Origin of the sequence: Actinoplanes sp. NPDC049598 (assembly GCF_040675435.1) — a bacterium.
Taxonomy (GTDB): Bacteria; Actinomycetota; Actinomycetes; order Mycobacteriales; family Micromonosporaceae; genus Actinoplanes.
In genome coordinates, this window is record NZ_JBFAOX010000010.1 from 233,805 (window position 1) to 260,427 (window position 26,623).

The following is a 26,623-nucleotide window of genomic DNA, read 5'->3' on the forward strand; positions in this document are numbered from 1 at the left end:
GTTGAGGAGGGGCTGGAGTGGCACTCGCGCTATACCGCAAGTACCGGCCGCGTACGTTCGCCGAAGTCATCGGGCAGGAGCACGTCACCGAGCCGTTGTCGCAGGCGCTGCGCAGCGGGCGGTTGCATCACGCTTATCTCTTCTCGGGGCCACGCGGCTGCGGCAAGACGTCCAGCGCGCGCATCCTGGCCCGCTCGCTCAACTGTGAGCAGGGCCCCACGCCCGAGCCGTGCGGGGTCTGCGCGTCGTGCCGCTCACTGGCCAACGACGGCGCCGGGTCGATCGACGTCATCGAGATCGACGCGGCCAGCCACGGTGGCGTCGACGACGCCCGCGAGCTGAGGGAGAAGGCGTTCTTCGCCCCGGCCAACAGCCGCTACAAGATCTACGTCATCGACGAGGCCCACATGGTCTCGTCGGCCGGCTTCAACGCGCTGCTCAAGCTCGTCGAGGAGCCCCCGGAGTACGTGAAGTTCATCTTCGCGACCACCGAGCCCGAGAAGGTGCTCGGCACCATCCGCTCCCGGACCCATCACTACCCGTTCCGGCTGATCCCGCCGGCGGTGCTGCGGCCGTACATCCAGCAGCTCACCGAGGCCGAGGGCGTGGCGGTCGAGCCGGCGGTGTTCCCGCTGGTGGTGCGGGCCGGCGGCGGCAGTGCGCGCGACACCCTGTCGGTGCTCGACCAGCTGATCGCCGGCGCCGGCCCCGACGGGGTCAGCTACTCCCGCGCGGTCTCCCTGCTCGGCGTCACCGACGTCGCCCTGATCGACGAGATGTGCGACGCGATCGCGGCCGGCGACGGCGCCGCGGCCTACTCGACCATCGACCGGGTCGCCGAGGCCGGGCACGACGCCCGCCGGTTCGCCTCCGACCTGCTCGAGCGCTTCCGTGACCTGATCGTGCTCCAGCAGGTGCCCGACGCGGTGGACAAGGGCCTGATCGACGGCCCGGCCGACCAGCTCGAGGCCATGGGCGCCCAGGCGTCCCGGCTCGGCCAGGCGACCCTGTCCCGCTGCGCCGACATCGTGCACAACGGCCTGGTCGAGATGCGCGGCACGACCGCCCCCCGCCTCCTGCTCGAGCTGATCACCGCCCGCATGCTCCTGCCCGGCGCCGACGACTCGACGGGCGCGCTGCTCCAGCGCCTGGAGCGCATGGAGCAGCGCCTCGCCCACGGCGCCCCCCTTGCCGTACGAGCTGACGACGCGCCCCCGGCCCCCGCGCCGGTAGCCACCCCCACCGGCGAGCCCGCCCCCGAGCGCGACCTCGGCGCACCCCCCGCCGCGGGCCTCCCGGCCGGCGGGGGCCTGTCCGCCGCCCGCGCCGCCGCCAAGGCCGCCGCCGCCCGCCGTTCCGGCCCAGCCGCCGGCCGCGCCCCGGCCGCCCCTGCCCCGGCCTCCGCCGCACCCGTTTCCGCGGCACCCGTTTCCGCGGCACCCGTTTCTTCCACGCCCGTTTCCGCGGCACCTGTTTCTGCTGCGCCCGTCTCGGCCGCGCCTGCCGCTGCCGCACCCGCTTCGCCTGTCTCCGCCGGACCCGCTTCGCCTGTCTCCGCCGCGCCTGTTTCGGCGGGGACCGGCTCGGCCGCATCGGCTTCCACCGCGACCGTTTCCGCCGCACCGGCTTCGGGTCCGTCGGCGCCGAGCGCCGCGTCGTCGGCGTCTGCCCCGGGTGGCCCTCCGGCCACACCCGAGCCCGACTGGAATGACGTGGCCGACGGCGGGTCCGACCCCTACGACGAGCCTCCGTGGGACGACGAGCCCGAAATGTCCGAGCCGCCGCAGCCTGCGACCCGGCCCGCGCAGAGCCCCCTTGCGCAGGCTAAGCCAGCAGGGGACCAGCCCGCCGGGGTAGAGGCCGGGGCCCAGCTCGGGGGCCAGTCCACTCCGCTCGGGGGCCAGCCCGCTCAGGCCGCGGGTCAGCCTGCTCAGGTCGCGGGTCAGCCTGCTCAGGCCGCGGGTCAGCCTGCTCAGGTCGCGGGTCAGCCTGCTCAGGTCGCGGGTCAGCCTGCTCAGGTCGCGGGTCAGCCCACCTCGCCGGCTCGGCCTGTTCCCGAGGTCGGCTCCGCCCCGGCGGATCATGCTCAATCCGGGCTGGGACAGGTGCAGCAGGCGGCGCCGGTGCAGCGGGGGGAGCCGGCTGGGGTGCTGCCGGATGCGCCGGAGGAGCCCGGGGCGGCGGCGGTTGAGGCCGTGGCCGCGGGGCCGGGGCAGCCGAGCGCTGAGGAGATTCGGCAGGCCTGGCACGACATCTTGGAAGAGGTGAAGAAGCAGCCGGGCGGGAAGGTGCTCCGGGCGGCGGCCATCAACGCCACGGTTCGGTCGGTGGACGGGCAGAGCGTTCTTCTGACAGTCGCGGCCGGGTCTCTGCAGCAGCGGATCTCGCAGGGGGCGCCGCTGATCGCCAACGCGCTCTACGAGATCTTCGGTAACCGCTGGGAAGTTCGCTGCGAGATCGCCGGTGCGGGTGGGACCACTCAGCCCGGCCCGTCTCAGGGTGGTGGCCGTCCGGCCCGCAACGAGGGCGCCCAGCGGGCCACTGCCGCACCGGCGGCTCGGCCCGCTTCGGCTGCGCAGCGGTCCGCGCCGGTGGCTCAGCCCACGGCGGCCGCCCGCGAGCCGCAGAACAGGCGCAGCGAGGCGGCCGCGCCGGCTGCCTCCGACGACGATTGGCCAGAGCCGGTCAAACCGGGCGGCCTGGCCGCTCCGCCATCGCCCGCGGCAGCCGCTGTCGACGATGACGACGACTGGCCGGAAGTCAGCCCGATCGGTTCTCAGGCGGCCACCAGCCATCCGGCGGCACCGGTTGTCTCCCTTCCCGCTGCCGCCGCAAGCCCTGCTCCCGCCGTCGTGGTGCCAGTGCCCGAAGTCCCGGCGGCAACAACGCCGCCCCGGGAGGAGCCGCGGGTTGTGGTCCCGTCAGCGAACGAGAGTTCACACGACGGCATTGCCGATCCTGTTGCGGGTGATGAGCCGGCTAAGTTCGTCTCGGGCGTCGCTGGTGGAGCGGGTACTGCCGCCGGCACGCAGGCCGGGGCCGGCAATGCCCAAGGCGGCCCTGTCGCCGACGGTGCTGCTGGAAGCGGGGGGCTCAGCGCTGCGCGAGCTGCGGCGACGCGGTCCAATCGGCCCGCCGCGGGTGGGGCGGATGCGAACCGGCCGGGTGCGGGCGGGGCAGACGCGAACCGGCCGGGTGCGGGCGGGGCTGAGGTCGGTGCGGCCGGCGGTGGCGTCGCTGGTGGTGGGGCCGGGAACCCGGCTGCGGCGCGGGCGGCGCGGAATGCCGGTAGCGGGCTGGCGGCGGCACGGGCGGCGGCGGCCCGGTCGGCCGGGGGCGGGGCCCGAGGGGCGGCGGCGCGGCCGGCGGCGGCCAAGCAGGCGTGGTCGGACGGGTCACCCACGGAGGAGGCTCCGTACGACCCGGAGTTCGACGGGCCGCCGAGTGCCAACGGTGCGGCCAAGGGCGGGGCCAAGCCGAGCTTCGAGGGCTTCGACGAGGGTGATGAGCCGCTCGACGACGTGCTGGACGAGAAGACCGCTCGGGAGAGCGGCGAGCAGATGGCCTTCCGTCTCCTGCAGGAGGCGCTGGGCGCGGAGAAGATCGGCGAGAGCTGACGCCGGAGTGGCCGCTGTGGCGTGCGGGGCGGTCGGTACCGGGCGGCTACGCTGGGCGGCGGTTACCCGGCGCCGCCGTCGGTTATAGACGGGCGTCGGTTTTGACGGATCAGGACTTTGAGGAGCGGTGCGATGCGCCCCGGTGGACAGCCGAACATGCAGCAGATCATGAAGCAGGCGCAGAAGATGCAGGAGCAGGTCGCCAAGGCGCAGGCCGAGCTGGCGGCGGCCGAGCTGACCGGCACGGCCGGCGGCGGGCTGGTCTCCGTGGTCGTCACGGGGCTGGGTGAGTACAAGTCGGTGAAGGTCGACCCCAAGGCGGTCGACCCGGAGGACGTGGAGACGCTGGAGGATCTGATCCTCGCCGCCATCCACAACGCCGCCGAGGCGCAGCGGGAGCTCACCGAGGAAAAGATGGGCCCGGCCACCGGTGGCCTGAGCCTGCCCGGGTTCTGATCGCGTGTACGAGGGTGCCATCCAGGACCTGATCGACGAGCTGGGTCGCTTGCCGGGCGTGGGCCCGAAGAGCGCCCAGCGGATCGCCTTCCACGTCCTCTCCGCCGACCCGGCCGACGTCAACCGGCTCTCCACCGCCCTGCGCAAGGTGAAGGAGCTGGTCCGCTTCTGCACGACCTGCTTCAACGTGGCCGAGTCCGAGCAGTGCCGGGTCTGCCGGGACCCTCGCCGCACCAACGAGGTCCTCTGCGTCGTCGAGGAGCCCAAGGACGTCGTGGCCATCGAGCGGACCGGTGAGTTCCGTGGGCGCTATCACGTGCTCGGCGGGGCCATCAATCCGCTCGAGGGCATCGGCCCGGACAATCTGCGGATCCGTGAGCTGCTCATGAGGCTGGGCACGGGCGAGGTCAAGGAGTTGATTCTCGCCACAGACCCCAACACTGAGGGTGAGGCCACTGCCACTTATCTGGCACTGATGGTCAAGCCGATGGGGATTGCCGTCACAAGATTGGCAAGCGGTTTGCCGGTTGGCGGTGACCTGGAGTATGCGGACGAGATCACTCTCGGTCGCGCTTTTGAGGGCCGTAGGGCCGTATGAACGCACATGCTGTGATCGTATGATCACGGCCCGATAGCATTTTCGCCCGGAATCGCTCCTTGCTGCCCATCTACACGGTAGTTTCCGATTGGTCGGCGCGGCAGGTCACGGTCACATCACGGCGGGGACACGGAACTGTTCGTGTGCGGTCAGTGAACTTGACCTGAAGCGACGCAATAGGTGAGTGTTCCTATCCGATGGCGGCACACCCGCCGTCGAGTGCCTTCGTGGCCGGAGTCTGATCTGACCTTCGGCGACGAGGGTCGGCACTCGAGGCATGCGATAACCGATCGGTTGCCGTTCGCTGCGTGGGCCATCGTCCTCCGGTCTCACGGGTTCGTCGCCGAACCCTGTGCCCCGGATGGCCGTGGACTCATGCACGTCCGGCCGCCGGGGAAGGACCGGCGCTTAGATGTCGCTTGGCCCAGAGGCGTCGGTCACCGACGAACAGACCCCGCCTACCGCCGACGCGGCCGACCGCCCAGGCGAGCAGGCCATCGCCGGTCGATCGCTGAAGCAGATCGCCTGGCGTCGCCTGAAGAAGGACAAGGTGGCGATCGCCGGTGCGTGCGTCGTCATCTTCCTGATCCTCGTCGCGCTCCTGGCTCCGCTGCTGATCAAGTGGTTCGGCCACCCGATCGACGAGTACCACCAGGACGCGCTCGACCTGCAGACCGGCACCGGTCTGCCCAAGGGCGCCCTCGGTGGCATCAGCTGGGACTACCTGCTGGGTGTCGAGCCGCAGAGCGGCCGCGACATCTTCAGCCGGATCGTCTTCGGCGCGCAGACCACCCTGTCGGTCGCGTTCCTCTCGGCGTTCGTCTCGACCGTCCTCGGCACCGTCTTCGGCCTGGCGGCCGGCTTCCTCGGTGGCTGGGTCGACTCGGTGATCAGCCGGATCATGGACTTCCTGCTGGCCTTCCCCCAGCTGCTGTTCGCGATCGCCCTTCTCTCCGTCCTGCCGGACGAGTTCCTCGGCCTCGGCACCCGATGGTCGCGAGTGTTCGTGCTCGTCGGCGTCATCGGCTTCTTCGGCTGGCCGTACATCGGCCGCATCGTCCGGGGTCAGACACTGTCGCTGCGTGAGCGCGAGTTCGTCGAGGCGTCCCGCAGCATGGGCGCCCGCTCGGGCCGCATCCTGTTCCGCGAGCTGCTGCCCAACCTGGCCGCCCCGATCCTCGTCTACACGACGCTGATCATCCCGACCAACATCCTCACCGAGGCCGCGTTGAGCTTCCTCGGTGTCGGCATCCCGCCGCCGAACCCGTCCTGGGGTGGCATGTTGTCGGACGCGGTGCAGTTCTACCAGGTCGACCCGATGTACATGATCGTTCCGGGTGCAGTCATCTTCATCACCGTGCTCGCCTTCAACCTGTTCGGTGACGGCCTGCGCGACGCACTCGACCCGAAGGCTCGCTGAGCCCTCCGGGGCGCCAGCAACACCGCGGACCGGCCGGGTTCGCTTTCGAGAAGGTAGGAGAACAGGTGGCACGCAAGACAAGGGCGCTGGCGGCGTCAGGCGTCGCCCTCGCGCTCGGGCTGACCACCGCCGCGTGCGGTGGCGGCTCGGACAGCAATAGCAGCAGCAGCGGTAGCTCGAACGGCAAGACGGAGTTCAACGCGGCCGTCACCAGCGTGGTCAACGCCAACACCAAAAAGGGCGGCACGCTGAACCTCTGGTCGTCGCAGGACGCCGACAGCTGGGACCCGGCGCGTGGCTACTACGCGTTCGTCTGGAACCTCAACCGCCTCTACACCCGCAAGCTGGTCGACTACTCGGCCAGCCCGGGCAAGGACGGCCTGAAGCTCCAGCCCGACCTGGCCGAGGCCGAGCCGACCCTCAGCGCGGACAAGACGACCTACACCTTCAAGCTGCGCAGCGGCCTGAAGTGGGACGACGGCGCCCCGATCACGTCGAAGGACGTGAAGTACGGCATCGAGCGCGTCTGGGCGACCGACGTGATCAACGGTGGCCCGTACTACCTGCCGAACGTCCTCGACCAGGGCCAGAACTACCCCGGCCCGTACAAGGACACCGCTCCCGACAAGCTGGGTCTGAAGTCGGTCACCACGCCGGACGACAACACGATCGTCTTCAAGCTGGCCAAGCCGTACTCGGACTTCCTCTACCTGCTGGCCATGCCGGGCTCCGGCCCGGTGCCGCAGAAGCGGGACACCGGCGCCCAGTACGGCCAGAAGCCGGCGGCTTCCGGCCCGTACATGTTCAAGGAGATCCAGCCCGGCAAGAGCGTGTCGTGGGTCCGCAACCCGAACTGGGACCAGGCCACCGACCCGATCCGCAAGGCCCTGCCGGACGCGATCAACCTGACCATCACCACGAACGCCGATGACCTCGACAACCGTCTGCTCTCGGGCACGGCGGACCTCGACGTCGGCCAGACCGGTGTGCAGGCGGCGGCCCGGACCAAGCTGCTCACCGACGCCAACCTGAAGAAGAACGCGGACGCCCCGAACACCGGCTTCCTGCGCTTCGCCGACTTCACGCCGGTCGCCCCGCTGAACAACCCCGACTGCCGCAAGGCCGTCATCTACGCGGCCGACCCGACGTCGATCCAGACCGCTCGCGGTGGCGAGTTCGCCGGTGGCGACATCGGCACCAGCATCCTGCCGCCGAACATCGCCGGCTCGGACGCGAACTACGACCCGTACAACCGCAAGCAGGGCAAGCCGCAGGTCGACAAGGCCAAGGAGGCCCTCGCAGCCTGTGGTCAGCCGAACGGCTTCAGCGTGACGATCGCCGCCCGTAACAACCGGGCCGCCGAGGTCAAGACCGCCGAGGCCCTGCAGGCCTCGCTCAAGGCGGTCGGCATCAACGCGAAGATCGACCAGTACGACGGTGCGCAGGACTCGGCCATCGGTGGTTCGCCGGAGATCGTGAAGAAGCGCGGTTACGGCATCATCATCACCGGTTGGGGTGCGGACTACCCGACGGGCGCCGGCTACATGCAGCCGCTGGCCGACGGCCGGTTCATCACCAAGAACGGTAACTTCAACCGTTCCGAGATCAATGACCCGGCGATCAACAAGCTGTTCGACGACGCGGCCGCCGCGCCCGACGCCGACGCCGCCGCCGCGATCTACAAGCAGATCAACGAGAAGATCATGGAGGGCGCGTACGTGCTGCCGTTCGTGGTCGACAAGGCGCTCAACTACCGCAACCCGCGGCTCACGAACGTCTACGTTCACGAGGCCTTCGGCATGGTCGACTTCCAGGCCCTCGGCACCAACGACGGCAAGTGACGTCGTTCCACCCCTGTAACAACGGGTAATTCGAAGGGTTGGTGAAGGCCGCCCGCGACGGGCGGGCATCGGTTTCCGCGAGGACTCCGGTGCCCGCCCGCCCCTCGGCCGAATGTCGTGCTGTCTTACATCGTTCGTCGCGTGATCAACGCGATCATCACGCTGCTCGTGGTGACCGCGGTCACCTTCGGCATCTTCTTCGCGATTCCGAAGGCCACCGGTAGTGACCCGGCGCTGCTCTATATCGGTAAGCAGTCGGACCCGGCGGCGATCGAGGGCATCCGGCAGAAGATGGGGTTCGACGACCCCATCTACGTGCAGTACGGCAAGTTCATCAAGGGCATCGTGGCCGGCCGGGACTACGCCAACGGGCCCGACGTCACGCACTGCCCGGCGCCCTGCCTCGGTTACTCGTTCGCGACCGACCAGGAAGTCACCCCGCTGCTGCTGGAGGACATCCCGGTCACCCTGTCGCTGGCTCTCGGCGCCGCGATCCTCTGGCTCATCATGGGCATCTCGTTCGGCGTGATCTCGGCGCTGCGAAGAGGCTCGTTCATCGACCGGGCCGCGATGACCACCGCATTAGCGGGCGTCTCGCTACCGGTCTACTTCACCGGTCTGCTCTCCTCGGCGATCTTCGTGTACTGGCTGGGCTGGCTCCCCCAGGGTCAGTACGTGCCGTTCCTGGAGAATCCGGGCGACTGGTTCGTCAACCTGCTGCTGCCGTGGATCACGCTCGCGTTCCTGTTCGCCGCGACGTACGCCCGTCTCACCCGGGCCAACATGTTGGAGACCCTGGGTGAGGACTACGTGCGTACGGCCCGGGCCAAGGGTCTGACCGAACGCGTCGTCATCGGCAAGCACGCGCTCCGGTCGGGTCTGACCCCGATCGTCACCGTCTTCGGCCTGGACCTCGGCGCGCTGCTCGGCGGCGCCGTCCTGACCGAGACGGTCTTCAACCTCCGCGGCCTCGGCTACCAGGCGCTCACCGCGATCCGGCAGAACGACCTGCCGATCATTCTCGGAGTAACGTTGATCGCCGCGTTCTTCATCGTGTTCGCGAACCTGATCGTCGACCTGGTCTACGGCTGGATCGACCCGCGCGTGCGGCTGGCCTGAGGGAGAATCACGTGTCCATCGGCGCCACCAACGCCCGCCCGTTCCTCGAGATCAAGGACCTGCAGGTCCGGTTCGAGACCGACGACGGCATCGTCCAGGCCGTCAGCGGCTCGACGTTCAGCCTCGAGAAGGGCAAGACCCTCGGCATCGTGGGCGAGTCCGGCTCCGGCAAGAGCGTGACCTCGCTGGCCGTCCTGGGTCTGCACCGCACCCGCAGCAACGCCAAGGTCGCCGGCGAGATCTGGCTCGACGACGAGGAACTCGTCACCGCCTCCGACGAGCAGGTCCGCAAGCTGCGCGGCGGCAAGATGGCGATGATCTTCCAGGACCCGCTGAGCGCGATGCACCCGTACTTCACGGTCGGGTCGCAGATCGTCGAGGCGTACCGGGTGCACCACCCCGGGGTGAACAAGAAGGTCGCCCGCGAGCGGGCGATCGACATGCTCGCCCGGGTCGGCATCCCGCAGCCGGAGCGTCGCTTCAACGACTACGCGCACCAGTTCTCCGGCGGTATGCGCCAGCGCGCGATGATCGCGATGGCGCTGGTCAACGACCCGGCCCTGCTGATCGCGGACGAGCCGACGACCGCCCTCGACGTGACCGTCCAGGCGCAGATCCTCGACCTGATCCGTGATCTCCAGGAGGAGTTCGGCTCCGCGGTCATCATGATCACCCACGACCTCGGCGTGGTGGCCGAGCTGGCCGACGACGTCCTCGTGATGTACGGCGGCAAGGTGATCGAGAAGGGCCCGGCGGTCGACGTCTTCCGGCAGCCCCAACATCCGTACACCTGGGGTCTGCTCGGCTCCATGCCACGTCTCGACCGTGACGTGCGGGACCGGCTGAACCCCGTCAAGGGCTCGCCGCCGAGCCTGATCAACCTGCCGTCCGGCTGCGCCTTCCACCCGCGCTGCCCGTACGCGGGACGCAACGGCAACCGGTCCTTCACCGAGGTGCCGGAGCTGCGCGGGGATATCCACCAGGTCGCCTGCCACCTGCCGGCGGAAGATCGCACGAAGATCTTCCAGCAGGAAGTGCTACCCAATCTCTGAGCATGGAGTGAGTTGAGATGAGCGAGAACCTGCTCGAGGTGAAGGGGCTGGAGAAGCACTTCCCGATCACGAAGGGCCTGTTCAAGCGCCAGGTCGGCGCCGTGCGGGCGGTCGACGGCATCGACATCGAGGTCAGGTCCGGCGAGACGCTGGGCCTGGTCGGCGAGTCCGGCTGCGGCAAGTCGACCACGGGACGGCTCTTCACCCGGATCCTGGAACCGACCGGTGGCACCATCACCTTCGAGGGTGAGGACATCAGCCACAAGTCGGTCACCCAGCTGCGCCCGCTGCGCCGCGACGTTCAGATGATCTTCCAGGACCCGTACTCGTCGCTGAACCCGCGGCACACGGTGGGCTCGATCATCTCGGCCCCGCTGCAGATCCAGAACATCCCGACCCCGCAGGGCCTGAAGAAGGCCGTGCAGGAGCTGCTGGAGCTCGTCGGCCTCAACCCGGAGCACTACAACCGGTACCCGCACGAGTTCTCCGGCGGTCAGCGCCAGCGCATCGGCATCGCCCGGGCGCTCGCCCTGCGGCCCAAGCTGATCATCGCCGACGAGCCGGTCTCGGCCCTCGACGTGTCGATCCAGGCCCAGGTGGTCAACCTGCTGGACGACCTGCAGCGCGAGTTCGACCTGACGTACGTCTTCATCGCCCACGACCTGTCCGTGGTGCGCCACATCTCGGACCGTGTGGCCGTCATGTACCTCGGCAAGGTCGTCGAGGTGGCCGAGCGGGACGACCTCTACAAGAACCCGCGCCACCCGTACACGGTGGCCCTGATGTCCGCGGTGCCGGTGCCCGACCCGGTCCGGCGTGACCGGGCGCAGCGCGACCGGGTGCTGCTCACCGGCGACGTGCCGAGCCCGATCAACCCGCCGTCGGGTTGCCGGTTCCGGACCAGGTGCTGGAAGGCGCAGGACATCTGCGCCACGGAGGAGCCGCCGCTGGTCACGCGGCTCGACGACCCGGCCAGCCACCTGACCGCCTGCCACTTCCCGGTGGTCGAGGACGAGGCCGTCGCCGGTCGCCGTCCGGCGACGACCAACGCCTGACCAGCTGTACGCAGAAAGGGCCGTTCCCGCGCGGGAACGGCCCTTTCTCGTCGGGTGCTAGTAGTACTCGACCTTCTCGCAGTTGGTCATCGCGTCGCCGGTGTCCACGGAGCAGTAGTCGTTGACTCCCGCGCCGCCGTCGATGTGGTCGTCCTTCTTGGCGTCAGCGGCGTAGAGCTTGTCGTCGCCGGCCTCGCCGTAGAAGGTGTCCACCCCGAGGTAGCCCCGGATCACGTCGTTGCCGGCCCCACCGCGCACGGTGTTGTTGCCGCGGCCGGCGTCGATGTCGTTGGCGGCCGCGTTGCCGGTGATCCGGTCGTTGCCGTCACCGCCGAACACGTCCTCCACGTCGGCCGCCACGGTGTCCTTCTCGCCGGCCTGCCCGTCGTCGCCGGCCGAGCCGTCGAGGTCGACGGTGACCGGCTTCTTGTAGGCGGCATAGCTGACGTAGTCGCGCCCCGGGCCGCCGATCAGGGTGTCGGCCACCGGAGTGTTGTGGTCCGGGTCGTCCCCGAAGAGCGCGTCGTTACCGGCGGCGCCGTTGAGGTAGTCGCGGCCCGCGCCCCCGAGGAGGACGTCGTTGCCACCGCCACCGGCGATGACGTCGTTGCCGGGCCCGCCGTACAGCCACTCGTTGCGGGCCGTGCCGAGCAGCCGGTCGTTGCCGGAGCCGCCCTTGATGTACTCGACCGAGGCGCCGATCGTGTCCCGCTCGCCCGCCTGGCCGTCGTCGCCCTTGACCGCGTCGGCGTCGGCGACGATCGGCTTGGTGCTGGACTCGTAGCTCACCGCGTCCATGCCGGCGCCGCCGATCCAGGAGTCGGCGTCGGCGCCCGAGGGCGCCCATTCCTGCGTGAGCTCGTCGTCGCCGTTGCCGCCGTCGATGATGTCGTTGCCCAGGTCGGCGGTGACCAGGTCGTTGCCGTCGCCGGCGTAGACGCGGTCGTTGCCGGTGCCGTCGTCTAGGACGTCGAAGCCGGCGCCGCCGTACAGCGTGTCGGCTCCCTCGTGGCTGAAGACACTGTCGTTGCCGTCGCCGCCGGAGAGCGCGTCGTTGCCGTCGTTCCCCTCGAGCTGGTCGTTGCCGCCCTGACCCCAGACCGCGTCGTTGCCGTCCTCGCCGACCAGGAGATCGGGCCGGGAGCCGCCGGTGAGCCGGTCGGCCCCCGCGCCGCCCCGAGCCGTGATGGCGACGTCGGTGCGGTTGACGACGGTGTCGTTCTTGGGCCCGAGGTAGACCCGCAGCCGGGTCGGGTCGGCCTTGAGCGCGCACCGGACCTTGGTGCCGTCGACCTTGGCGCAGCCGGCCCCGGCGGTGATCCCGACGACGTCGTCGACCGTGATCGTCCGGCCGGAGCGGGTGATCACCGCGTTGTGGGCCCGGCTCGAGGAGTCGACCAGCGCGACGATCGACCTGTCGATCACCGAGACGGTCCCGGTGGCCGCCGCGTCGGCCGGCAGCGCCACCACCCCGGCCGCGGCCACGGCCGCCCCGCCGAACACCGTGGCCACGATGCGCTTGGACTTCCTGGTCAGCTTCACGCCGCCTCACATCCCACCAGGGTGTCGCCGGTCCCGCGCTCGCACTGGTCGGTGCCGGCGCCGCCGTTGACGTTGTCGCGGCCCGGGCCGCCGATCAGGAGGTCGTTGCCGGCCACGCCGGTGAGCACGTCGTTGCCTTCCTCGCCGTAGAGGTAGTCGGCCCGGGCGGTGCCGATCAGCCGGTCGTTGCCGCGGCCGCCCATGATGGCCTCGACCGAGGCGCCGATGGTGTCGCGTTCGCCCGGCACGCCGTCGTCGCCCCGGACGGCGTCGGCGTCGGCCGTCACCGGCTTGACCCGGAAGACGTACGAGACCGTGTCGAGCCCGGCGCCCCCGACGAAGGAGTCGGCGTCGGCGCGGTCCGGGTCGTCGTTCTGCGAGAAGTGGTCGTTGCCGGCGCCGCCGTCCTCGATGTCGTTGCCGACGAAGCCGTTGAGCTCGTCGTCGCCGTTGCCGCCGTACAGGCGGTCGCTGCCCCAGCCGCCGACGAGCACGTCGTTGCCGTCGCCGCCGGAGAGGGCATTGGCGCCGTCGGGGTCGCTGAGGTCGTCGTTGCCGCCCAGCCCCCAGATCGCGTCCGAACCGGCGTTGCCGTCGATGATGTCGCGCTTGGGGCCACCGGTGATCCGGTCGTTGCCGGCGCCGCCGTCGGCGGTCATCGACAGGTCGGTCCGGTTGACCAGGACGTCGTTGTAGCCGCCGAGGACGATCCGGAGCCAGGTCGGATTGACCTTCAGGGTGCAGCGGGCCTTGGTCCGGTCGCCGCTGACCGCGGCGCAGCCCTTGCCCGCCTTGACCGGCACGGAGTCGTCGACGGTGATCGTGCGGCCGGAGCGGGTGATGCTGACGTTGTGCCGGGCCGTGCCGACCGCCGCCACGTAGGCCACGATGGTCGATCGCTCGACGGCGACCGTGCCGACCGCGGCGGCCTGGGCCGGCGTCGCCACGGCGCCGGCGATGAGGGTGGCGGCCACGGGCAGAACGAGCCGGGCCGGCCAGGGGGAGCGATGCATGGGCACCTCGGGGATGAGGGAAGAGGGGGAGAGAGGGAAAGAGGGCGACCCCGGAACGGGGCCGCCCTCTTTCGGGAAGAACTCTCAGCGTCAGCTGAGCGCCTTCTCCTTGGCCCGGACCGCCTCGGCGTCGAACGACGCCCGGCCGTTGGTGGCCTTGGCCGAGAGGTCGCTGGAGAGCTGCTCGCAGCTGATGAACGTGTCGTTGTCGTAGTCCTGCAGGCAGGAGTCGATGCCGGCGGCACCGTTGAGGGTGTCGCGGCCCTCCTCGCCGGCCAGGAAGTCGTTGCCCGCACCGGCGCCGATCACGTCGTTGCCGGGGCCGCCGAGCAGGTAGTCGACGCGGGACGAGCCGACCAGCACGTCGTTGCCGGCGCCGCCGAGGATGGCCTCGATCGTGCCGCTGATGGTGTCCTTCTCGCCGGCCGCGCCGTCGTCGCCCGCGACGCCGTCGGCGTCGGCCCGGATGGCCTTGGTGCGGTAGACGATGCTGTAGTCGACCGCGTCGAGACCGGCGCCGCCGACCAGGACGTCGGCGTCGGTGCCGGCCGCGTACTGCAGGAGCTGCAGGAACGTGTCGTCACCGCCGTCGCCCTGCTCGCTGTCCTTACCGGCCTGGCCGGCGATGATGTCGTCGCCGTTGCCGCCGAGCAGGCGGTCGTTGCCGTTGGCGCCGTCGAGGACGTCGTCACCGTCGCCACCGGCGATGGCGTCGTTGCCGTTGCCGCCGACGAGGTTGTCGGCGCCGCCCTGGCCCCAGATGGCGTCGTTGCCGTCGTTGCCCTGCAGGCTGTCGGCCTTCGAGCCGCCGTAGATCCGGTCGTTGCCGGTGCCGCCGGCGACCGTGACCGCGACGTCGGTCTTGTTGAGGAACGAGTCGTTGCCGTCGAGCAGGCTGACCACGATCCGGCCCGGCGCGACCTTCAGCGCGCAGCGGATCTTGGTCTTGTCGCCGCTGACCGCGCCGCAGCCCGAGCCCGCCTTGATGGCGGTCGTGGTGTCGTCGACGACGATCGTGTTGCCGGACCGGGTCACGATGACCTGGTTGGTCCGCTTCGCGGCGGCGGTGTAGGTGACGCGGTTACCGGAGACCGAGACGATGCCGCCCGTCGCCGCTTCGGCCGGCATGGCCAGCCAGGCAACCCCCGAGACGCCGACGGCGCCGACGACAGCGATCGCCACGCGCGCAGGCTTCTTGCCGATCTTCATTACTGCTCCTTTTCGCAGTACGCAAAGTCGAGGCCGTCGCGCGAGCTTCTCCGGATAGAAGAGTGTTCGCGTTGCGAGGCTCCAGGAGCATAGGACGGTACGGACCCGTTCTGCTGCCCCGTACCGGCTATGAAGATCAGCCTTCCGGACGATTTAGGATGCCCGATACGACGATGTGGAGGGCCTCGGCGTCCGCCGGGTCCTTCAGGGTCGCCTTGGCGCCGGTGACCGTGTACCACTCGTCGGCGTCCTTGTACTGCACCCGGACGACCGCGTCGGGGCCGGTGAGCTCGGTGCGCAGGGTCAGGTCGCCGGTCACGACGCCGACCTCGTCGGTCATCACCCCACCCGGCCCGGCCACGATGTCTGTCGTGGGCACGGCCGGGGCCGCCGTCTCGGACGGGGGCGTGGGCTCGGGCTCGGTCATCAGCACTTCTCCAACATGTCGGCCAGCGCGGACTTCTCCTTGTCGGTGACCGTGAGTTTCCACGTGGTCTTCACCGCAATCCAGTCCTGCGCATATTCGCACCAATGCCCCGTATCAGTGGGCTTCCAGGTCGACGGGTCCTGGTCGCCCTTCGACCGGTTCGAGCCGGCCGAGACCGCGATCAGCTGCGGGTGGTCCAGGTCGTTGGCGAAGTCGCCGCGCTTGTCGGTGGTCCACTTCGAGGCGCCGGACCGCCAGGCGTTGGCCAGCGGCACCATGTGATCGATGTCGACCTTGGTCGGGGAGTTGAGCACCTTGCCGTCGTAAAGGCTGGTCCAGGTGCCGGCGACGACGTTGCAGCCGGAGAACTTGACGTTCTTGCCGTCGCGCTTGAGCACCGAGTCCCGTACGTCGCAGTTCGAGCCGGTGTCGCGCCAGTGCGGGAACTTCTCGCGGCTGTAGCCGGCCATCGAGCCGGCCTTGGCCTCGGTCAGCTTGGCGAGCTGAGCGGAGGCGTTCTTGGCGTCCTTGGTGGAGGCCGGTGGCGCCGTCGTCCCGCCGGGATCGACGGAGACGGGCTCACAGGCGGTCAGGGCGAGCAGGGCGGCGGCGAGGGCAAGCGGGATACGAGGGGACACATCCCTCAGCGTAAAAGCGCGGCGCCTCCTCCGCTCGGGCAAGATCACCCGATGGGAGGAGACGCCGCGGGAAAATCACCGAGCGCGGTTGATCGCGCTGTTCACGGCCTTGATGGAGGCGCTGACGATGTTCTCGTCGATGCCGACGCCCCAGATCGTACGGTCGCCCACCTCGACCTCGACGTAGGCCGCGGCCTGGGCGTCGCCACCCGAGGTCAGCGCGTGCTCCTGGTAGTCCAGGACCCGGGCCTTGATGCCCAGTGGCTCGATGGCCTGCACGAAGGCGTCGATCGGGCCGTTGCCGACACCGACCAGCGGCCGCCGCTGGCCCCGGTGGAAGACCTCGACGTCGACCTCGACCTTGCCGTCCACCGTCGACGTGCCGAAGTCGACGACCTTGAAGGCGGAGCCCAGCTGGTGCTCGACCAGGTACTCGCCGGCGAAGATGTCCCACATCTGCTGCACGCCGACCTCGCCGCCCTCCTCGTCGGTGTGCTGCTGCACCACGCCGGAGAACTCGATCTGCAGCCGTCGCGGCAGGTCGAGCTTGTGCTCCTCCTTCATGATGTACGCCACGCCGCCCTTGCCGGACTGCGAGTTGACCCGGATGACCGCCTCGTAGCTGCGGCCCAGGTCCTTGGGATCGATCGGCAGGTACGGAACGGCCCAGGTGAACTTGTCGATCTCGACGCCGGCCGCGTCGGCGTCGGCCTGCAGGGCGGCGAAACCCTTCTTGATCGCATCCTGGTGGGAGCCGGAGAACGCGGTGTAGACCAGGTCGCCCACGTACGGGTGGCGCTCGTGCACCGGCAGCTGGTTGCAGTACTCGACGGCGCGCTTGATCTCGTCGATGTCCGAAAAGTCGATCATCGGGTCGAGGCCCTGGGAGAAGATGTTCAGCCCCAGGGTGACCAGGTCGACGTTGCCGGTGCGCTCGCCGTTGCCGAACAGGCAGCCCTCGATGCGGTCGGCCCCGGCCAGCAGGCCCAGCTCGGCCGCGGCGACCGCGGTGCCGCGGTCGTTGTGCGGGTGCAGCGACAGCACCACCGACTCGCGCCGGGGCAGGTTGCGGTGCATCCACTCGATCGAGTCGGCGTAGACGTTGGGGGTGGCCATCTCGACCGTGGCCGGCAGGTTGATGATCAGCGGCCGGTCCGGCGTGGGGTCGATCACGTCGATGACCGCCGAGCAGATCTCCAGCGCGTACTCCAGCTCGGTGCCCGTGTAGGACTCCGGCGAGTACTCGTAGAAGATCTCGGTGTCCGGGGTGTGGATCTCGGCGTATTTCTGGCACAGCCGCGCGCCGGTGGTGGCGATGTCGGTGATGCCGTCCTTGTCCAGGCCGAAGACGACGCGGCGCTGCAGCGTGGACGTCGAGTTGTAGAAGTGCACGATCGCGCGCTTGGCCCCGCGGATCGACTCGAACGTACGGTCGATCAGGTGCTCCCGGCACTGCACCAGGACCTGGATGGTGACGTCGTCGGGGATCAGATCCTGCTCGATGAGCTGCCGGACGAAGTCGTAGTCGGTCTGGCTGGCGGCCGGGAAGCCGACCTCGATCTCCTTGTAGCCCATCTGCACGAGCAGCATGAACATGCGCCGCTTGCGCTCGGGGGACATCGGATCGATCAGGGCCTGATTGCCGTCGCGCAGGTCGACCGCGCACCAGCGGGGGGCCGCCTCGACGTGCTTGGTGGGCCATTGCCGGTCGGGCAGGTCGACGGCGAACTGCTTCTCGTACGGCACGTAGCGCTCGAACGGCATCTTGCTGGCACGCTGCGACGCGAAGGGGGAAGTGGACATGTGGAACTGCTCCTAAGAGGGCGAGGCGAGAAGGCGGCGCGCGTCAACTCCGCGACGAGGTGCCGGCCTGGGATGGGGCCTCGTCGCGGCAGCGAAGAAGAAGGAATGCCTGCCACATGTCGGTTGCGACGTTACGCGCTCGGCCCAGAGGTGGCCAGCAAGACGCCCGGATCGTGGGAAGTCAGGCGGACGGGGCCAGGGAGGGCTGAACGACCGGGGGCGGCGCGTCCTGGCCCATCGGCGGGCCGCCGACCACGGCGCCCGGCAACTGCACGGTGGCCGGGCCGGTCGACTCGCTGACCATCTTGAGCACGCCGAAGCTGACCCGGGCCGCGGTCAGCACGCCGTCGGTGGAGTAGCAGTAGATGCCGATGTCGACCGGGTCGGCCAGTGACGCCGCGGTCGAGTCGACCGAGAAGCAGTCGCCCTTCGCGCCGGCCAGCGGCTGCACCTCGGCCACCGCGATCGCCGCCTGGCGGTCGGTGAAGACGCTGAGCCACTGCCGGAAGAGCCGCTGCACCTGCAGGTCGTACTCCTTGGGCACGCGCTTGCCCGCCTCGGCCAGCTTGACGCAGGTCGGCGTGATCGGGTTGGTCGCCGAGGAGATGCTGCACTGGTAGACGCCGGTGGCGATGGAGACGAGCGACACGTCGGCCGTGCCGCCCAGCGCGCCGCCGCCGACGTCGACCTTCCAAGTGCCGTCGGCGCCGACCGTGGCCACCACGTTGCGCACCTTGCCACCGCCCTCGTCGAGCGAGTAGAGCGCGGCGTACGCCTTGTCCATGGCCGCGGCGGCCCGCCCGGCCAGCTCGGCCCGGCCGTCGGTGGAGGCGGCGGTCGCCGCCGGGGCCGAGGCCGATCGGGTGGGCGGCGTGGTCGTGCCGCCCGCGGCGTCACCGCACGCGCCGGCGGCCGCCACGAGCAGGACGGCGGCGGACAGAGGCATCAAGCGAGGGCGCACCGAGACATTCTCGCCTCCAACGGCCGTATCGCTCTTCTCGCACGTCGGCGTGTCGTGCGTGTCCCGGGACGCGGCCCGCCGGAATCTGGGATCGCCTGTCGGCCGTCAAGGCGGTCACGGCTACTGTGGTGGCGACTTCTACTGGAGGAATGGATCGCCGTGGCACTGGTGGTGCAGAAGTACGGGGGCTCGTCCGTCGCGACCGCCGAGCGGATCAAACGGGTCGCCGAGCGGATCGTCGCCGCCCGCAAGGCCGGTGACGACGTCGTCGTCGTGGTCTCCGCGATGGGTGACACCACCGACGAGCTGATGGACCTGGCCAACCAGGTCAGCCCGCTGCCCCCGGGCCGCGAGCTCGACATGCTGCTCACCTCGGGCGAGCGCATCTCGATGGCGCTGCTGGCGATGGCCATCCACAACCTGGGCTACGAGGCCCGGTCCTACACCGGCTCGCAGGCCGGCGTGCTGACCACCTCGACCCACGGCAAGGCCCGGATCATCGACGTCACCCCGGGCCGGCTGCGCACCGCGCTCGACGAGGGCGCGATCGCCATCGTGGCCGGCTTCCAGGGCGTCTCGCAGGACACGAAGGACATCACCACGCTGGGCCGCGGCGGCTCCGACACGACCGCGGTGGCGCTGGCCGCCGCGCTGCACGCCGACGTCTGCGAGATCTACACCGACGTCGACGGCGTCTTCACCGCCGACCCCCGCATCGTGCCGGACGCCCAGCACATCAAGCAGATCACGTACGAGGAGATGCTCGAGCTCGCCGCGGGTGGGGCGAAGGTGCTGATGTTGCGATGCGTCGAGTACGCGCGCCGCTTCAAGGTGCCCATCCACGTACGCTCGTCGTATTCCCACAAGCCCGGCACCATGGTCACCGGATCGATGGAGGACCCTTCCGTGGAACAAGCGCTCATCACCGGGGTCGCGCACGACCGGAGCGAAGCCAAGATCACGATCGTGGGAGTGCCGGACGAGCCCGGCTCGGCCGGCCGGATCTTCGAGACGGTGGCCCAGGCTGAGATCAACATCGACATGATCGTGCAGAACATCTCGACCGAGGGCACCGGGCGCACCGACATCTCCTTCACCCTGCCGAAGGCGGACGGCCCGACCGCGATGGCCGCCCTCGACAAGATCAAGGATCAGATCAAGTTCAAGAGCCTGCTCTTCGACGACCACGTCGGCAAGGTCTCGCTGATCGGCGCCGGCATGCGCTCGCACCCGGGCGTGGCGGCCTCCTTCTTCGCCTGCATCGGCGAGGCCGGGGTCAACATCGAGATGATCTCCACCTCGGAGATCCGGGTCTCCGTGGTCTGCCGCGACAGCGACCTCGACACCGCGGTCCGCGCCGTGCACGACCAGTTCGAGCTGGGCGGCGGCGAGACGGCAGTGGTCTACGCGGGCACCGGCCGGTAGCGGCCCGGGCCATGGCGCAGCCCACGCTCGCCGTCGTCGGAGCCACCGGCTCCGTCGGGACGGTCATGCTCGAGCTGCTCTCCTCCCGGCGCAACGTCTGGGGCGAGATCCGGCTGATCGCCTCGCCGCGATCGGCCGGCAAGCAGCTGAGCTGTCGCGGAGAGCAGCTCACGGTGGCCGAGCTGACGCCCGAAGCGTTCGACGGCGTCGACGTCGCGATGTTCGACGTGCCCGACGACGTGTCGCTCGAGTGGGCGCCGATCGTGGCCGAGCGCGGCGTGACCGTGGTCGACAACTCGGCCGCGTTCCGGATGGCGCCCGACGTCCCGCTCGTGGTGCCCGAGGTCAACCCGGAGGCGCTGCGCCACCGCCCGCGCAACATCGTGGCCAACGCCAACTGCACGGTGATGGCCATGATCATGGCGATCGCCCCGCTGCACCGCGAGTACGGCCTGCGCGAGCTCGTCCTCGCCTCCTACCAGGCGGCCTCGGGCGCGGGCCAGTTCGGCGTGGACACCCTGCACGACCAGCTCAGCAAGGTCGCCGGCGATCGGCTGCTGGGATCGCGGCCGGGCAACGTGCGCCAGGCCGTGGGCGATGATCTGGGCCCGTTCCCGGCGCCGCTGGCGCTCAACGTGGTGCCCTGGTCGGGCGCGTTCGAGCCGCTCGGCTGGTCCTCCGAGGAGCTCAAGCTCCGCAACGAGTCCCGCAAGATCCTGGAGCTGCCGGCGCTGAAGGTCTCGGCCACCTGCGTGCGCGTCCCGGTGGTCACCGGGCACTCGATCGCGGTGCACGCCGTCTTCGGCTCCGAGGTCGACGCCGAGGGGGCCCGGCAGACGTTGCGCAACGCGCCCGGGGTGATCCTGGTCGACGACCCGGAGGCCGGCGAGTTCCCGATGCCGATCGACGCGGTCGGCACCGACCCGTCCTGGGTCGGCCGCATCCGCCGGGCCATGGACGATCCGCGGGCCCTCGACCTCTTCGTCACCGGCGACAACCGGCGCAAGGGGGCCGCCCTCAACACCGTGCAGGTCGCCGAGATGCTGGCCGCCGAGCTCAGCAAGTAAGCCCGGCGGCCGCCGGGGTCTACGCCGCGGCTTCCAGGTCGGCCCGGGTCAGCAGCGCCCGCAGCGTGATGCCGTCGGCCGCCAGCGCCTCGGTGCCGCCCTCCTGCCGGTCGATCACGCAGAGCGCGTGGTCGACGTGGGCCCCCAGCTTGCGCAGGTCGTTCGTCGAGATGACGACCTGGCCGCCCGAGGTCACCACGTCCTCGACCACCAGCACCCGGCGGCCCGCCACCTCGGCGCCCTCGGCCAGCCGCGCGGTTCCGTACTGCTTGGCCTGCTTGCGGACGAAGGCGGTGGGCAGGTTGGCGTGCCGGGCGACCGCGGTCACCACGGCGATGCCGCCCATCTCGAGGCCGGCCAGCACCTCGGTGCCCTCGGGGATCAGCACGGCCATCTGCTCGGCCAGCTTGTCGAGCAGCACCGGGTCGGCCTCGAACTGGTACTTGTCGAAGTACTCGTTCGCCACCCGGCCCGAGCGCAGAACGAACTCGCCGGTCAGCCGGCTCACGGCGCGGACCTGCCGCGCAAGATCAGAGTCAGTCACAGCTGTCTAGCCTGTCAGGCCGTCCGGGGACGGACGACAGCACCCCACAAGCAACCACTCAGCAACCGACAAATCGTGCCGATCAGAGGATCATGCAGATCAACCCGCACCGCTGGTTCGGCGTGGGCCAGAGCGGCACGCCCGACTCCGCCCGGGCGGGGGCCGAGGCGGCTCACGCGGCCGTCGGAGGTCGTCCGCCCAAGGCGGTCTTCGTCTTCGCCTCGGTGAGCCACGATCTGCCGGCCCTGCTGGCCGCCGTGCGGGCCGAGGCGGGGCCGGACGCGGAGATCGTCGGCTGCACCACCATGGGCGAGCTGGGCAGCGCCGGGGTGACCGACGGCGGCGTGTCGGTGGCGGCCCTCGGTGGCGACGGCTTCACCGTGCGGGTGAAGGTGGCGCCGATCAACCAGTCCGATCCCCGGGCCGCCGGCGCCGCCGCGGCCGACGCGGTGCACGGCCTGCACGACGACAACCAGGTGCTGATCCTGCTCTGCGAGGGCCTGTCCGGGCGCCCGCACGAGATCGTCCGCGGCGCCTATTCGGCCCTCGGGGCGACGATCCCGCTGGTCGGCGGTTTCTCGGCCGACGACCGCCGTTTCCGGCAGACGTTCCAGTTCTACGGCGACGAGGTGCTCAGCAACGCCGTGATCGGTGTCGGGCTCGGCTCGGACGGGCCGATCGGCATCGGTGTCGCCCACGGCTGGCGGCGGACCGAGCCGCCGATGGTGGTCACCAAGAGCCACGGCCCGCACGTCTACCAGCTCGACGACCAGCCGGCCCTGGACGTGCTTCTGCGCCGCAACAACTTCGACGGCTCGGCCGAGGAGTTCTTCGACCGCGGGCGCCAGCTGCAGCCGCTCGGGCTCTCCCGGCGCAGCGGCGAGGACATCCGGGTGATCCACGCCGGGGACGACGCCGAGCGCTCGGTCTGGGGCACGGCCGACGTCCCGCAGGGGGCCCTGGTCTGGCTCATGGAAGGCGACCGCCAAGCGCTGCTGGACGGGGCCACCCAGTCGTGCGCCGAGGCGGTGGCCCGGCTCGAGCCGCTGCCGCCGCTCGGCGTGCTCGCCTTCGACTGCGGCGGCCGGCGGGCCGGTCTGATCGAGGGCGGCCTCGACGCCGAGATGCGGGCGATGCACGCGGCCCTCGGCGACGCCCCGTACGCCGGTCTCTACACGCTCGGCGAGATCGCCCGGGTCCGCGGCGCGCTCGGCATGCACCACCTGACCCTCGTCACCCTCGCCCTGGCCTGAGCCATGCCGTCCTGGTCGACACATCTGCTCACCGAGTACTTCACCGCGGTCAACGCGGCCGAGGACGAGCGGTCGGCCATCGCCGGCGCGGTCGAGCGGGCCGCCGAGATGGTCGACGCCGAGGTCGGCGCGGTCGTTCGCGACGGGCGCGTGCACGGGGCGTACGGCTTCGGACCGGTCGTGCCGGAACCGGAGGTCCTGGAGGTCGCCGCCGGTCAGCCCCTGCTTCTCGTGCCGAACGTGGGTGAGCTGCACGCGGTGGCCAACCCGCTCGGCGACCAGGCCGGCGAGGCGCTGGTGGTGGCCCGGCTGGCCGAGCCGTTCGCGCCCGAGGAGCGGCAGATGCTGCAGGGCATGGGCCAGGTGCTCGGCCTGGCCCTGCGCAGCATCCGCGTGCTGGCCGCCGAGCGGCACCTGCGAGCCGAGAAGGAGCGGCAGGCGACCTCGGCCCAGACCCGTCAGCGGCTGGTGGAGACGCTGCTGACGATCCAGCGGGCGATCTCGGCCCGGCGGCCCCTGCCGGAGATCCTGGACGCGGTCACCGGCGGCGCCTCGAGCCTGCTCGGCGGGACGACGGTGGCGTTGATGCTGGCCGAGGGCGGCGCCGAACGCCGGCTGACCGTCGCCTCGACCTCGGGCGGCGGCTGCGTGCCCCCGGAGAGCATGGCCCGGGCCGCGATGGCGGGAGGGTCCGTGCTCGTACGGATCGACGCGCGCGGCGTCATGATGGCCGCCCCCGTCCGGGTCACCGGCGAGATGGCCGGCTGCCTGGTGGCCCTGCTGGCCGGTGCGGCCGCCGAGGACACCGAGCGCCGCGACCAGCTGGCCGCCTTCGCCCAGCAGGTGAGTCTGGCCCTGACCGACGCCCGCACGGTCGAGGCGGTCCGCGAGGCCCACCACGACCCGGTCACCGGGCTGCCCAACCGGGCGCTGTTCCTGACCATCCTCAGCCGCGTGCTCGCCTCGCGGGCCACCGTCGAGGATCCGACCAGCGTGCTCTTCGTCGACCTGGACCGGTTCAAGGCGGTCAACGACAGCCTCGGCCACGACGCCGGCGATCAGCTGCTGGCCCAGGTGGCCCGGCGGCTGAAGGGCTGCGTGCGGGCCAGCGACACCATCGCCCGGCTCGGCGGCGACGAGTTCGCGGCCCTGCTGCACGACTCCTCGGCCGAGGCGGCCACGCTGATCGGCGAGCGGATCGTGGCCGCCGTCAAGGAGCCGTTCCGGGTGGCCGGCCGCGAGATCTTCATCGGGGCCAGCGTCGGCGTGGCGGTCTCGCGGGAACCGGACCAGAAGCCCGAGGAGCTGCTGCACCACGCGGACGTGGCGATGTACCGGGCCAAGAAGGACGGGCCGGGGCGGGTGCTGGCCTACCAGCCGTACATGCACGCCGAGGCCCTCGACCACCTCAGCCTCCGCGGCGACCTGCAGCGGGCGCTGCGCGAGGGCGAGTTCCGCGTGCAGTACCAGCCGCTGATCCGGCTCGCCGACGGCAAACCGGTCGGCGTGGAGACGCTGATCCGCTGGTTCAGCCCGACCCGCGGGTTCGTCTCGCCGGTCGACTTCATCCCCATCGCCGAGGAGTTCGGCCTGATCGTCGACATCGGCCAGTGGGTCCTGGAGACCAGCGCGGCCCAGGTCGCCCGGTGGCGGCGCGACTTCCCCGAGCTGGGGCTGAACGTCAACGTTTCGGGCCATCAGCTCGTCCACCCGCGCTTCGCCGACAACGTGATGCGGGCGCTGGCCATCGCCGGGCTGCCCTCGAGCGCGGTGACGCTCGAACTCACCGAGTCGGTGCTGATGAGCGAGCCCGACCTCGGCAAGGCGGCGCTGCATCAATTGCGCGGGCTCGGCGTGCAGCTGTCCATCGACGACTTCGGCACCGGCTATTCCTCGCTGGCCTATCTCCGCGAGCTGCCGGTGGACGAGCTCAAAATCGACCGGGCCTTCATCGCGCGGGCCGAACTCACCGGGGAGGATCTGGCCCTCGTCCGCACGATCGTGGACCTTGCGCAGATTCTGGGGCTTCGGGTAGTCGCCGAGGGCATTGAGAACGCGGCCCAGCTCGCCGCGCTCAGGCGGCTGGGCTGCGGATATGGACAGGGATACCACCTGTGCCGGCCGACCGACGCGGCCGAAGTGCCGGCAAAACTGCTGAGCGCATCGATCGCCGTACTGGGTTGATCTTCACCCGTTGGCGTACTTGATCACCGCTCTACCGCATGCGGGATCCTTGAGAGGTACTTTTCGCTTAATTAGGACATAAACCCCGGAAGGAAAATAACGGTGACACCCTTCGCGTTGCTATTCCTGCTTGCCCTCGCCGGCTCCACGTGCTTCGCCCTCGGCCGAGCCCTCGGCCGCGGCGAGCGTTACGAGAAGGGCTACCGCGAGGGGTTCCGCGACGGCGAGACCGGCTCGCTGGCCCGCGCCGCCCGGCTCATCCAGCTCAACGACCGCCCGGCCATCGCCCCCGCCATCGAATCGATGCTCGGACCCTACGCCGTGCCCCAGCAGCAGCTCCCCGGCCGCAGCGTCGGCCCCGCCGTCACCGCGGTCCCGGTGCGCCCGCAGCTCGCGCTCTGAAGACCGGGGGTGCGTGCCCCGTTTCGCGTCAGAGCAGCCGCAACGCCGCGCTGGCCGCGAAGCCGAGCACGGTGCCCACGATGGCGACGATGAGGCCCAGCCTGCCGAGCCGCTCACCCCGGCGCAGGGCCACCGCTCCGAAGATCACCCCCAGCGCCCCGAGCAGCGGAACCAGGAGGAAGGCCACGCCGGCCAGCACAAACGCGGCGATACTGAGGTTGTTGCCCACCGCCCGCGGCGCCATCGGCAGCGCCCCATAGGGCAGATTCTGCGGCACCCCATACGGCGGAACCGCGGCGTTCACATACGGCTGCCCCTGGTAGGCGGGCGGATACCCGCCAACCGGCTCCGAGCCCGGCGGCGGATATCCGTGGGCGGGGGCCTGGCCGTAGTCGTAGCCCGCCGGGTTGGGCGAGCTGTACCCCGCGGTCGGGCCGGGTGCGGCCCAGCCGGCCTGCGGTGCGGCGGCCGGTCGGCCACAGGTGGCGCAGTAGCCGTTCGGCCGGACGGCCGTCGAGCCACAGCTGGCGCAGGTCATCGACTTCTTCTCCCGGGGGTCGGCGTCACCCCCGGAGCGATCGGCCCGGCACCCGCCGACCTGAGGCCTATTCGTCGCGTTCGCCGCTCCGCAGACTGACCAGCGCGGGCCTGTGGGCCCGGATCCAGGCCTCGATGTCGGCCACCTTCCACACCCGCCCCTGCGCGAGATGGTCATACGGTTTCGGCCAGTCCTTCCGCAGCGCCAGCTGATAGACCCGCTGCCGGGTCAGCCCACCGAGCCGCGCCCGAATCTCCGTGACACCCATCAAACGTCGCCTAGTCATGAGAACACTTTACAAACGACTACCAGCGATGTCACCCCCGGGCAAGTGCCAATCAGTTCGGTCTTTCGAGCGGGGCCGGAGTGAGCAACAGCACTCGCCGGATGCGGGACGGGCCCCCACCCGCGGCGCCCGGTGGGGCGCTGGCGGTTGGGGGCCCGTACGACGCGTACGTC

At 70.5% G+C, this 26,623-nt stretch carries 23 protein-coding genes; 13 read left to right on the forward strand and 10 right to left on the reverse strand.

Translation table 11 applies throughout. The features are described 5' to 3' along the window. Window positions 1-17: 17 nt before the first annotated feature. The 8 genes from AB0J66_RS24120 to AB0J66_RS24155 all read left to right on the forward strand — a co-directional run bounded on the left by AB0J66_RS24120 (window position 18) and on the right by AB0J66_RS24155 (window position 11,158). Window positions 18-3,617 (forward strand): DNA polymerase III subunit gamma and tau, encoded by a 3,600-nt coding sequence (locus AB0J66_RS24120; RefSeq protein ID WP_364664517.1) that lies wholly within the window; start codon window positions 18-20, stop codon window positions 3,615-3,617. 156 nt (window positions 3,618-3,773) lie between these two features. Then, the gene (locus AB0J66_RS24125) at window positions 3,774-4,073 is read left to right on the forward strand and encodes a YbaB/EbfC family nucleoid-associated protein (protein WP_364664756.1); all 300 of its coding nucleotides are present in this window, start codon (window positions 3,774-3,776) and stop codon (window positions 4,071-4,073) included. A 4-nt stretch (window positions 4,074-4,077) separates the two neighbouring features. Continuing rightward, the gene (recR, locus tag AB0J66_RS24130) at window positions 4,078-4,671 is read left to right on the forward strand and encodes a recombination mediator RecR (RefSeq protein ID WP_364664520.1); all 594 of its coding nucleotides are present in this window, start codon (window positions 4,078-4,080) and stop codon (window positions 4,669-4,671) included. A gap of 412 nt (window positions 4,672-5,083) precedes the next feature. Continuing rightward, window positions 5,084-6,091 (forward strand): ABC transporter permease, encoded by a 1,008-nt coding sequence (locus AB0J66_RS24135; protein WP_364664522.1) that lies wholly within the window; start codon window positions 5,084-5,086, stop codon window positions 6,089-6,091. A 65-nt stretch (window positions 6,092-6,156) separates the two neighbouring features. Further along, on the forward strand, window positions 6,157-7,932 hold the full coding sequence (locus AB0J66_RS24140; protein ID WP_364664524.1) for an ABC transporter substrate-binding protein: 1,776 nt from the start codon (window positions 6,157-6,159) through the stop codon (window positions 7,930-7,932). Between the two features lie 117 nt (window positions 7,933-8,049). Continuing rightward, the gene (locus AB0J66_RS24145) at window positions 8,050-9,051 is read left to right on the forward strand and encodes an ABC transporter permease (protein WP_364664526.1); all 1,002 of its coding nucleotides are present in this window, start codon (window positions 8,050-8,052) and stop codon (window positions 9,049-9,051) included. Between the two features lie 11 nt (window positions 9,052-9,062). Then, the gene (locus AB0J66_RS24150; RefSeq protein ID WP_364664529.1) at window positions 9,063-10,103 is read left to right on the forward strand and encodes an ABC transporter ATP-binding protein; all 1,041 of its coding nucleotides are present in this window, start codon (window positions 9,063-9,065) and stop codon (window positions 10,101-10,103) included. 17 nt (window positions 10,104-10,120) lie between these two features. Continuing rightward, on the forward strand, window positions 10,121-11,158 hold the full coding sequence (locus AB0J66_RS24155; RefSeq protein WP_364664531.1) for a dipeptide ABC transporter ATP-binding protein: 1,038 nt from the start codon (window positions 10,121-10,123) through the stop codon (window positions 11,156-11,158). Between the two features lie 57 nt (window positions 11,159-11,215). On the opposite strand, the gene AB0J66_RS24160 is transcribed toward AB0J66_RS24155, so the two are convergent. The 7 genes from AB0J66_RS24160 to AB0J66_RS24190 form a co-directional block, all read right to left on the reverse strand. After that, on the reverse strand, window positions 11,216-12,700 hold the full coding sequence (locus AB0J66_RS24160) for a calcium-binding protein (RefSeq protein WP_364664534.1): 1,485 nt from the start codon (window positions 12,698-12,700) through the stop codon (window positions 11,216-11,218). Continuing rightward, the gene (locus AB0J66_RS24165) at window positions 12,697-13,713 is read right to left on the reverse strand and encodes a calcium-binding protein (protein WP_364664536.1); all 1,017 of its coding nucleotides are present in this window, start codon (window positions 13,711-13,713) and stop codon (window positions 12,697-12,699) included. The genes AB0J66_RS24160 and AB0J66_RS24165 overlap by 4 nt, the downstream gene beginning before the upstream one ends. Window positions 13,714-13,803: 90 nt before the next feature. After that, the gene (locus AB0J66_RS24170) at window positions 13,804-14,922 is read right to left on the reverse strand and encodes a calcium-binding protein (RefSeq protein ID WP_364664539.1); all 1,119 of its coding nucleotides are present in this window, start codon (window positions 14,920-14,922) and stop codon (window positions 13,804-13,806) included. A 136-nt stretch (window positions 14,923-15,058) separates the two neighbouring features. After that, complete coding sequence (locus AB0J66_RS24175; protein ID WP_364664542.1) at window positions 15,059-15,451, reverse strand: hypothetical protein; 393 nt, start codon at window positions 15,449-15,451, stop codon at window positions 15,059-15,061. Then, complete coding sequence (locus tag AB0J66_RS24180) at window positions 15,349-15,987, reverse strand: HNH endonuclease family protein (protein ID WP_364664545.1); 639 nt, start codon at window positions 15,985-15,987, stop codon at window positions 15,349-15,351. Before AB0J66_RS24180 ends, AB0J66_RS24175 begins: the two co-directional genes overlap by 103 nt. Before the next feature lie 75 nt (window positions 15,988-16,062). Continuing rightward, window positions 16,063-17,790 carry a 2-isopropylmalate synthase gene (gene leuA, locus AB0J66_RS24185; RefSeq protein WP_364664547.1) on the reverse strand — a complete coding sequence of 576 codons (1,728 nt, stop codon included), beginning with the start codon at window positions 17,788-17,790 and terminating at the stop codon, window positions 16,063-16,065. A gap of 181 nt (window positions 17,791-17,971) precedes the next feature. Continuing rightward, window positions 17,972-18,736, reverse strand: coding sequence for a hypothetical protein (locus tag AB0J66_RS24190; protein ID WP_364664550.1), 765 nt, complete (start codon window positions 18,734-18,736; stop codon window positions 17,972-17,974). Between the two features lie 174 nt (window positions 18,737-18,910). Between AB0J66_RS24190 and AB0J66_RS24195 the strand changes: the two genes are divergently transcribed. Continuing rightward, window positions 18,911-20,176, forward strand: coding sequence for an aspartate kinase (locus AB0J66_RS24195; RefSeq protein ID WP_364664553.1), 1,266 nt, complete (start codon window positions 18,911-18,913; stop codon window positions 20,174-20,176). Between the two features lie 11 nt (window positions 20,177-20,187). After that, a complete protein-coding gene (locus AB0J66_RS24200; protein ID WP_364664556.1) occupies window positions 20,188-21,243 on the forward strand; it encodes an aspartate-semialdehyde dehydrogenase in 1,056 nt (351 codons plus the stop codon). Window positions 21,244-21,262: 19 nt separating this feature from the next. Here the strand turns inward: AB0J66_RS24200 and pyrE are convergent, their stop codons facing one another. Then, window positions 21,263-21,787, reverse strand: coding sequence for an orotate phosphoribosyltransferase (gene pyrE, locus AB0J66_RS24205; RefSeq protein WP_364664558.1), 525 nt, complete (start codon window positions 21,785-21,787; stop codon window positions 21,263-21,265). 92 nt (window positions 21,788-21,879) lie between these two features. On the opposite strand from pyrE, the gene AB0J66_RS24210 reads away from it, so the two are divergent. From AB0J66_RS24210 to AB0J66_RS24220, 3 genes are all read left to right on the forward strand, one after another. Then, complete coding sequence (locus AB0J66_RS24210; protein ID WP_364664561.1) at window positions 21,880-23,040, forward strand: FIST N-terminal domain-containing protein; 1,161 nt, start codon at window positions 21,880-21,882, stop codon at window positions 23,038-23,040. A gap of 3 nt (window positions 23,041-23,043) precedes the next feature. Next, on the forward strand, window positions 23,044-25,224 hold the full coding sequence (locus AB0J66_RS24215; RefSeq protein ID WP_364664563.1) for an EAL domain-containing protein: 2,181 nt from the start codon (window positions 23,044-23,046) through the stop codon (window positions 25,222-25,224). Window positions 25,225-25,326: 102 nt separating this feature from the next. Further along, the gene (locus AB0J66_RS24220; RefSeq protein ID WP_097317520.1) at window positions 25,327-25,626 is read left to right on the forward strand and encodes a hypothetical protein; all 300 of its coding nucleotides are present in this window, start codon (window positions 25,327-25,329) and stop codon (window positions 25,624-25,626) included. 28 nt (window positions 25,627-25,654) lie between these two features. On the opposite strand, the gene AB0J66_RS24225 is transcribed toward AB0J66_RS24220, so the two are convergent. Both AB0J66_RS24225 and AB0J66_RS24230 read right to left on the reverse strand, forming a co-directional pair. After that, complete coding sequence (locus tag AB0J66_RS24225) at window positions 25,655-26,164, reverse strand: DUF4190 domain-containing protein (protein WP_364664565.1); 510 nt, start codon at window positions 26,162-26,164, stop codon at window positions 25,655-25,657. A 67-nt stretch (window positions 26,165-26,231) separates the two neighbouring features. Beyond that, entirely contained in the window at window positions 26,232-26,450 is a 219-nt protein-coding gene (locus AB0J66_RS24230; RefSeq protein WP_364664567.1) for a DNA-binding protein, read from the reverse strand. Between the last annotated feature and the right edge of the window lie 173 nt (window positions 26,451-26,623).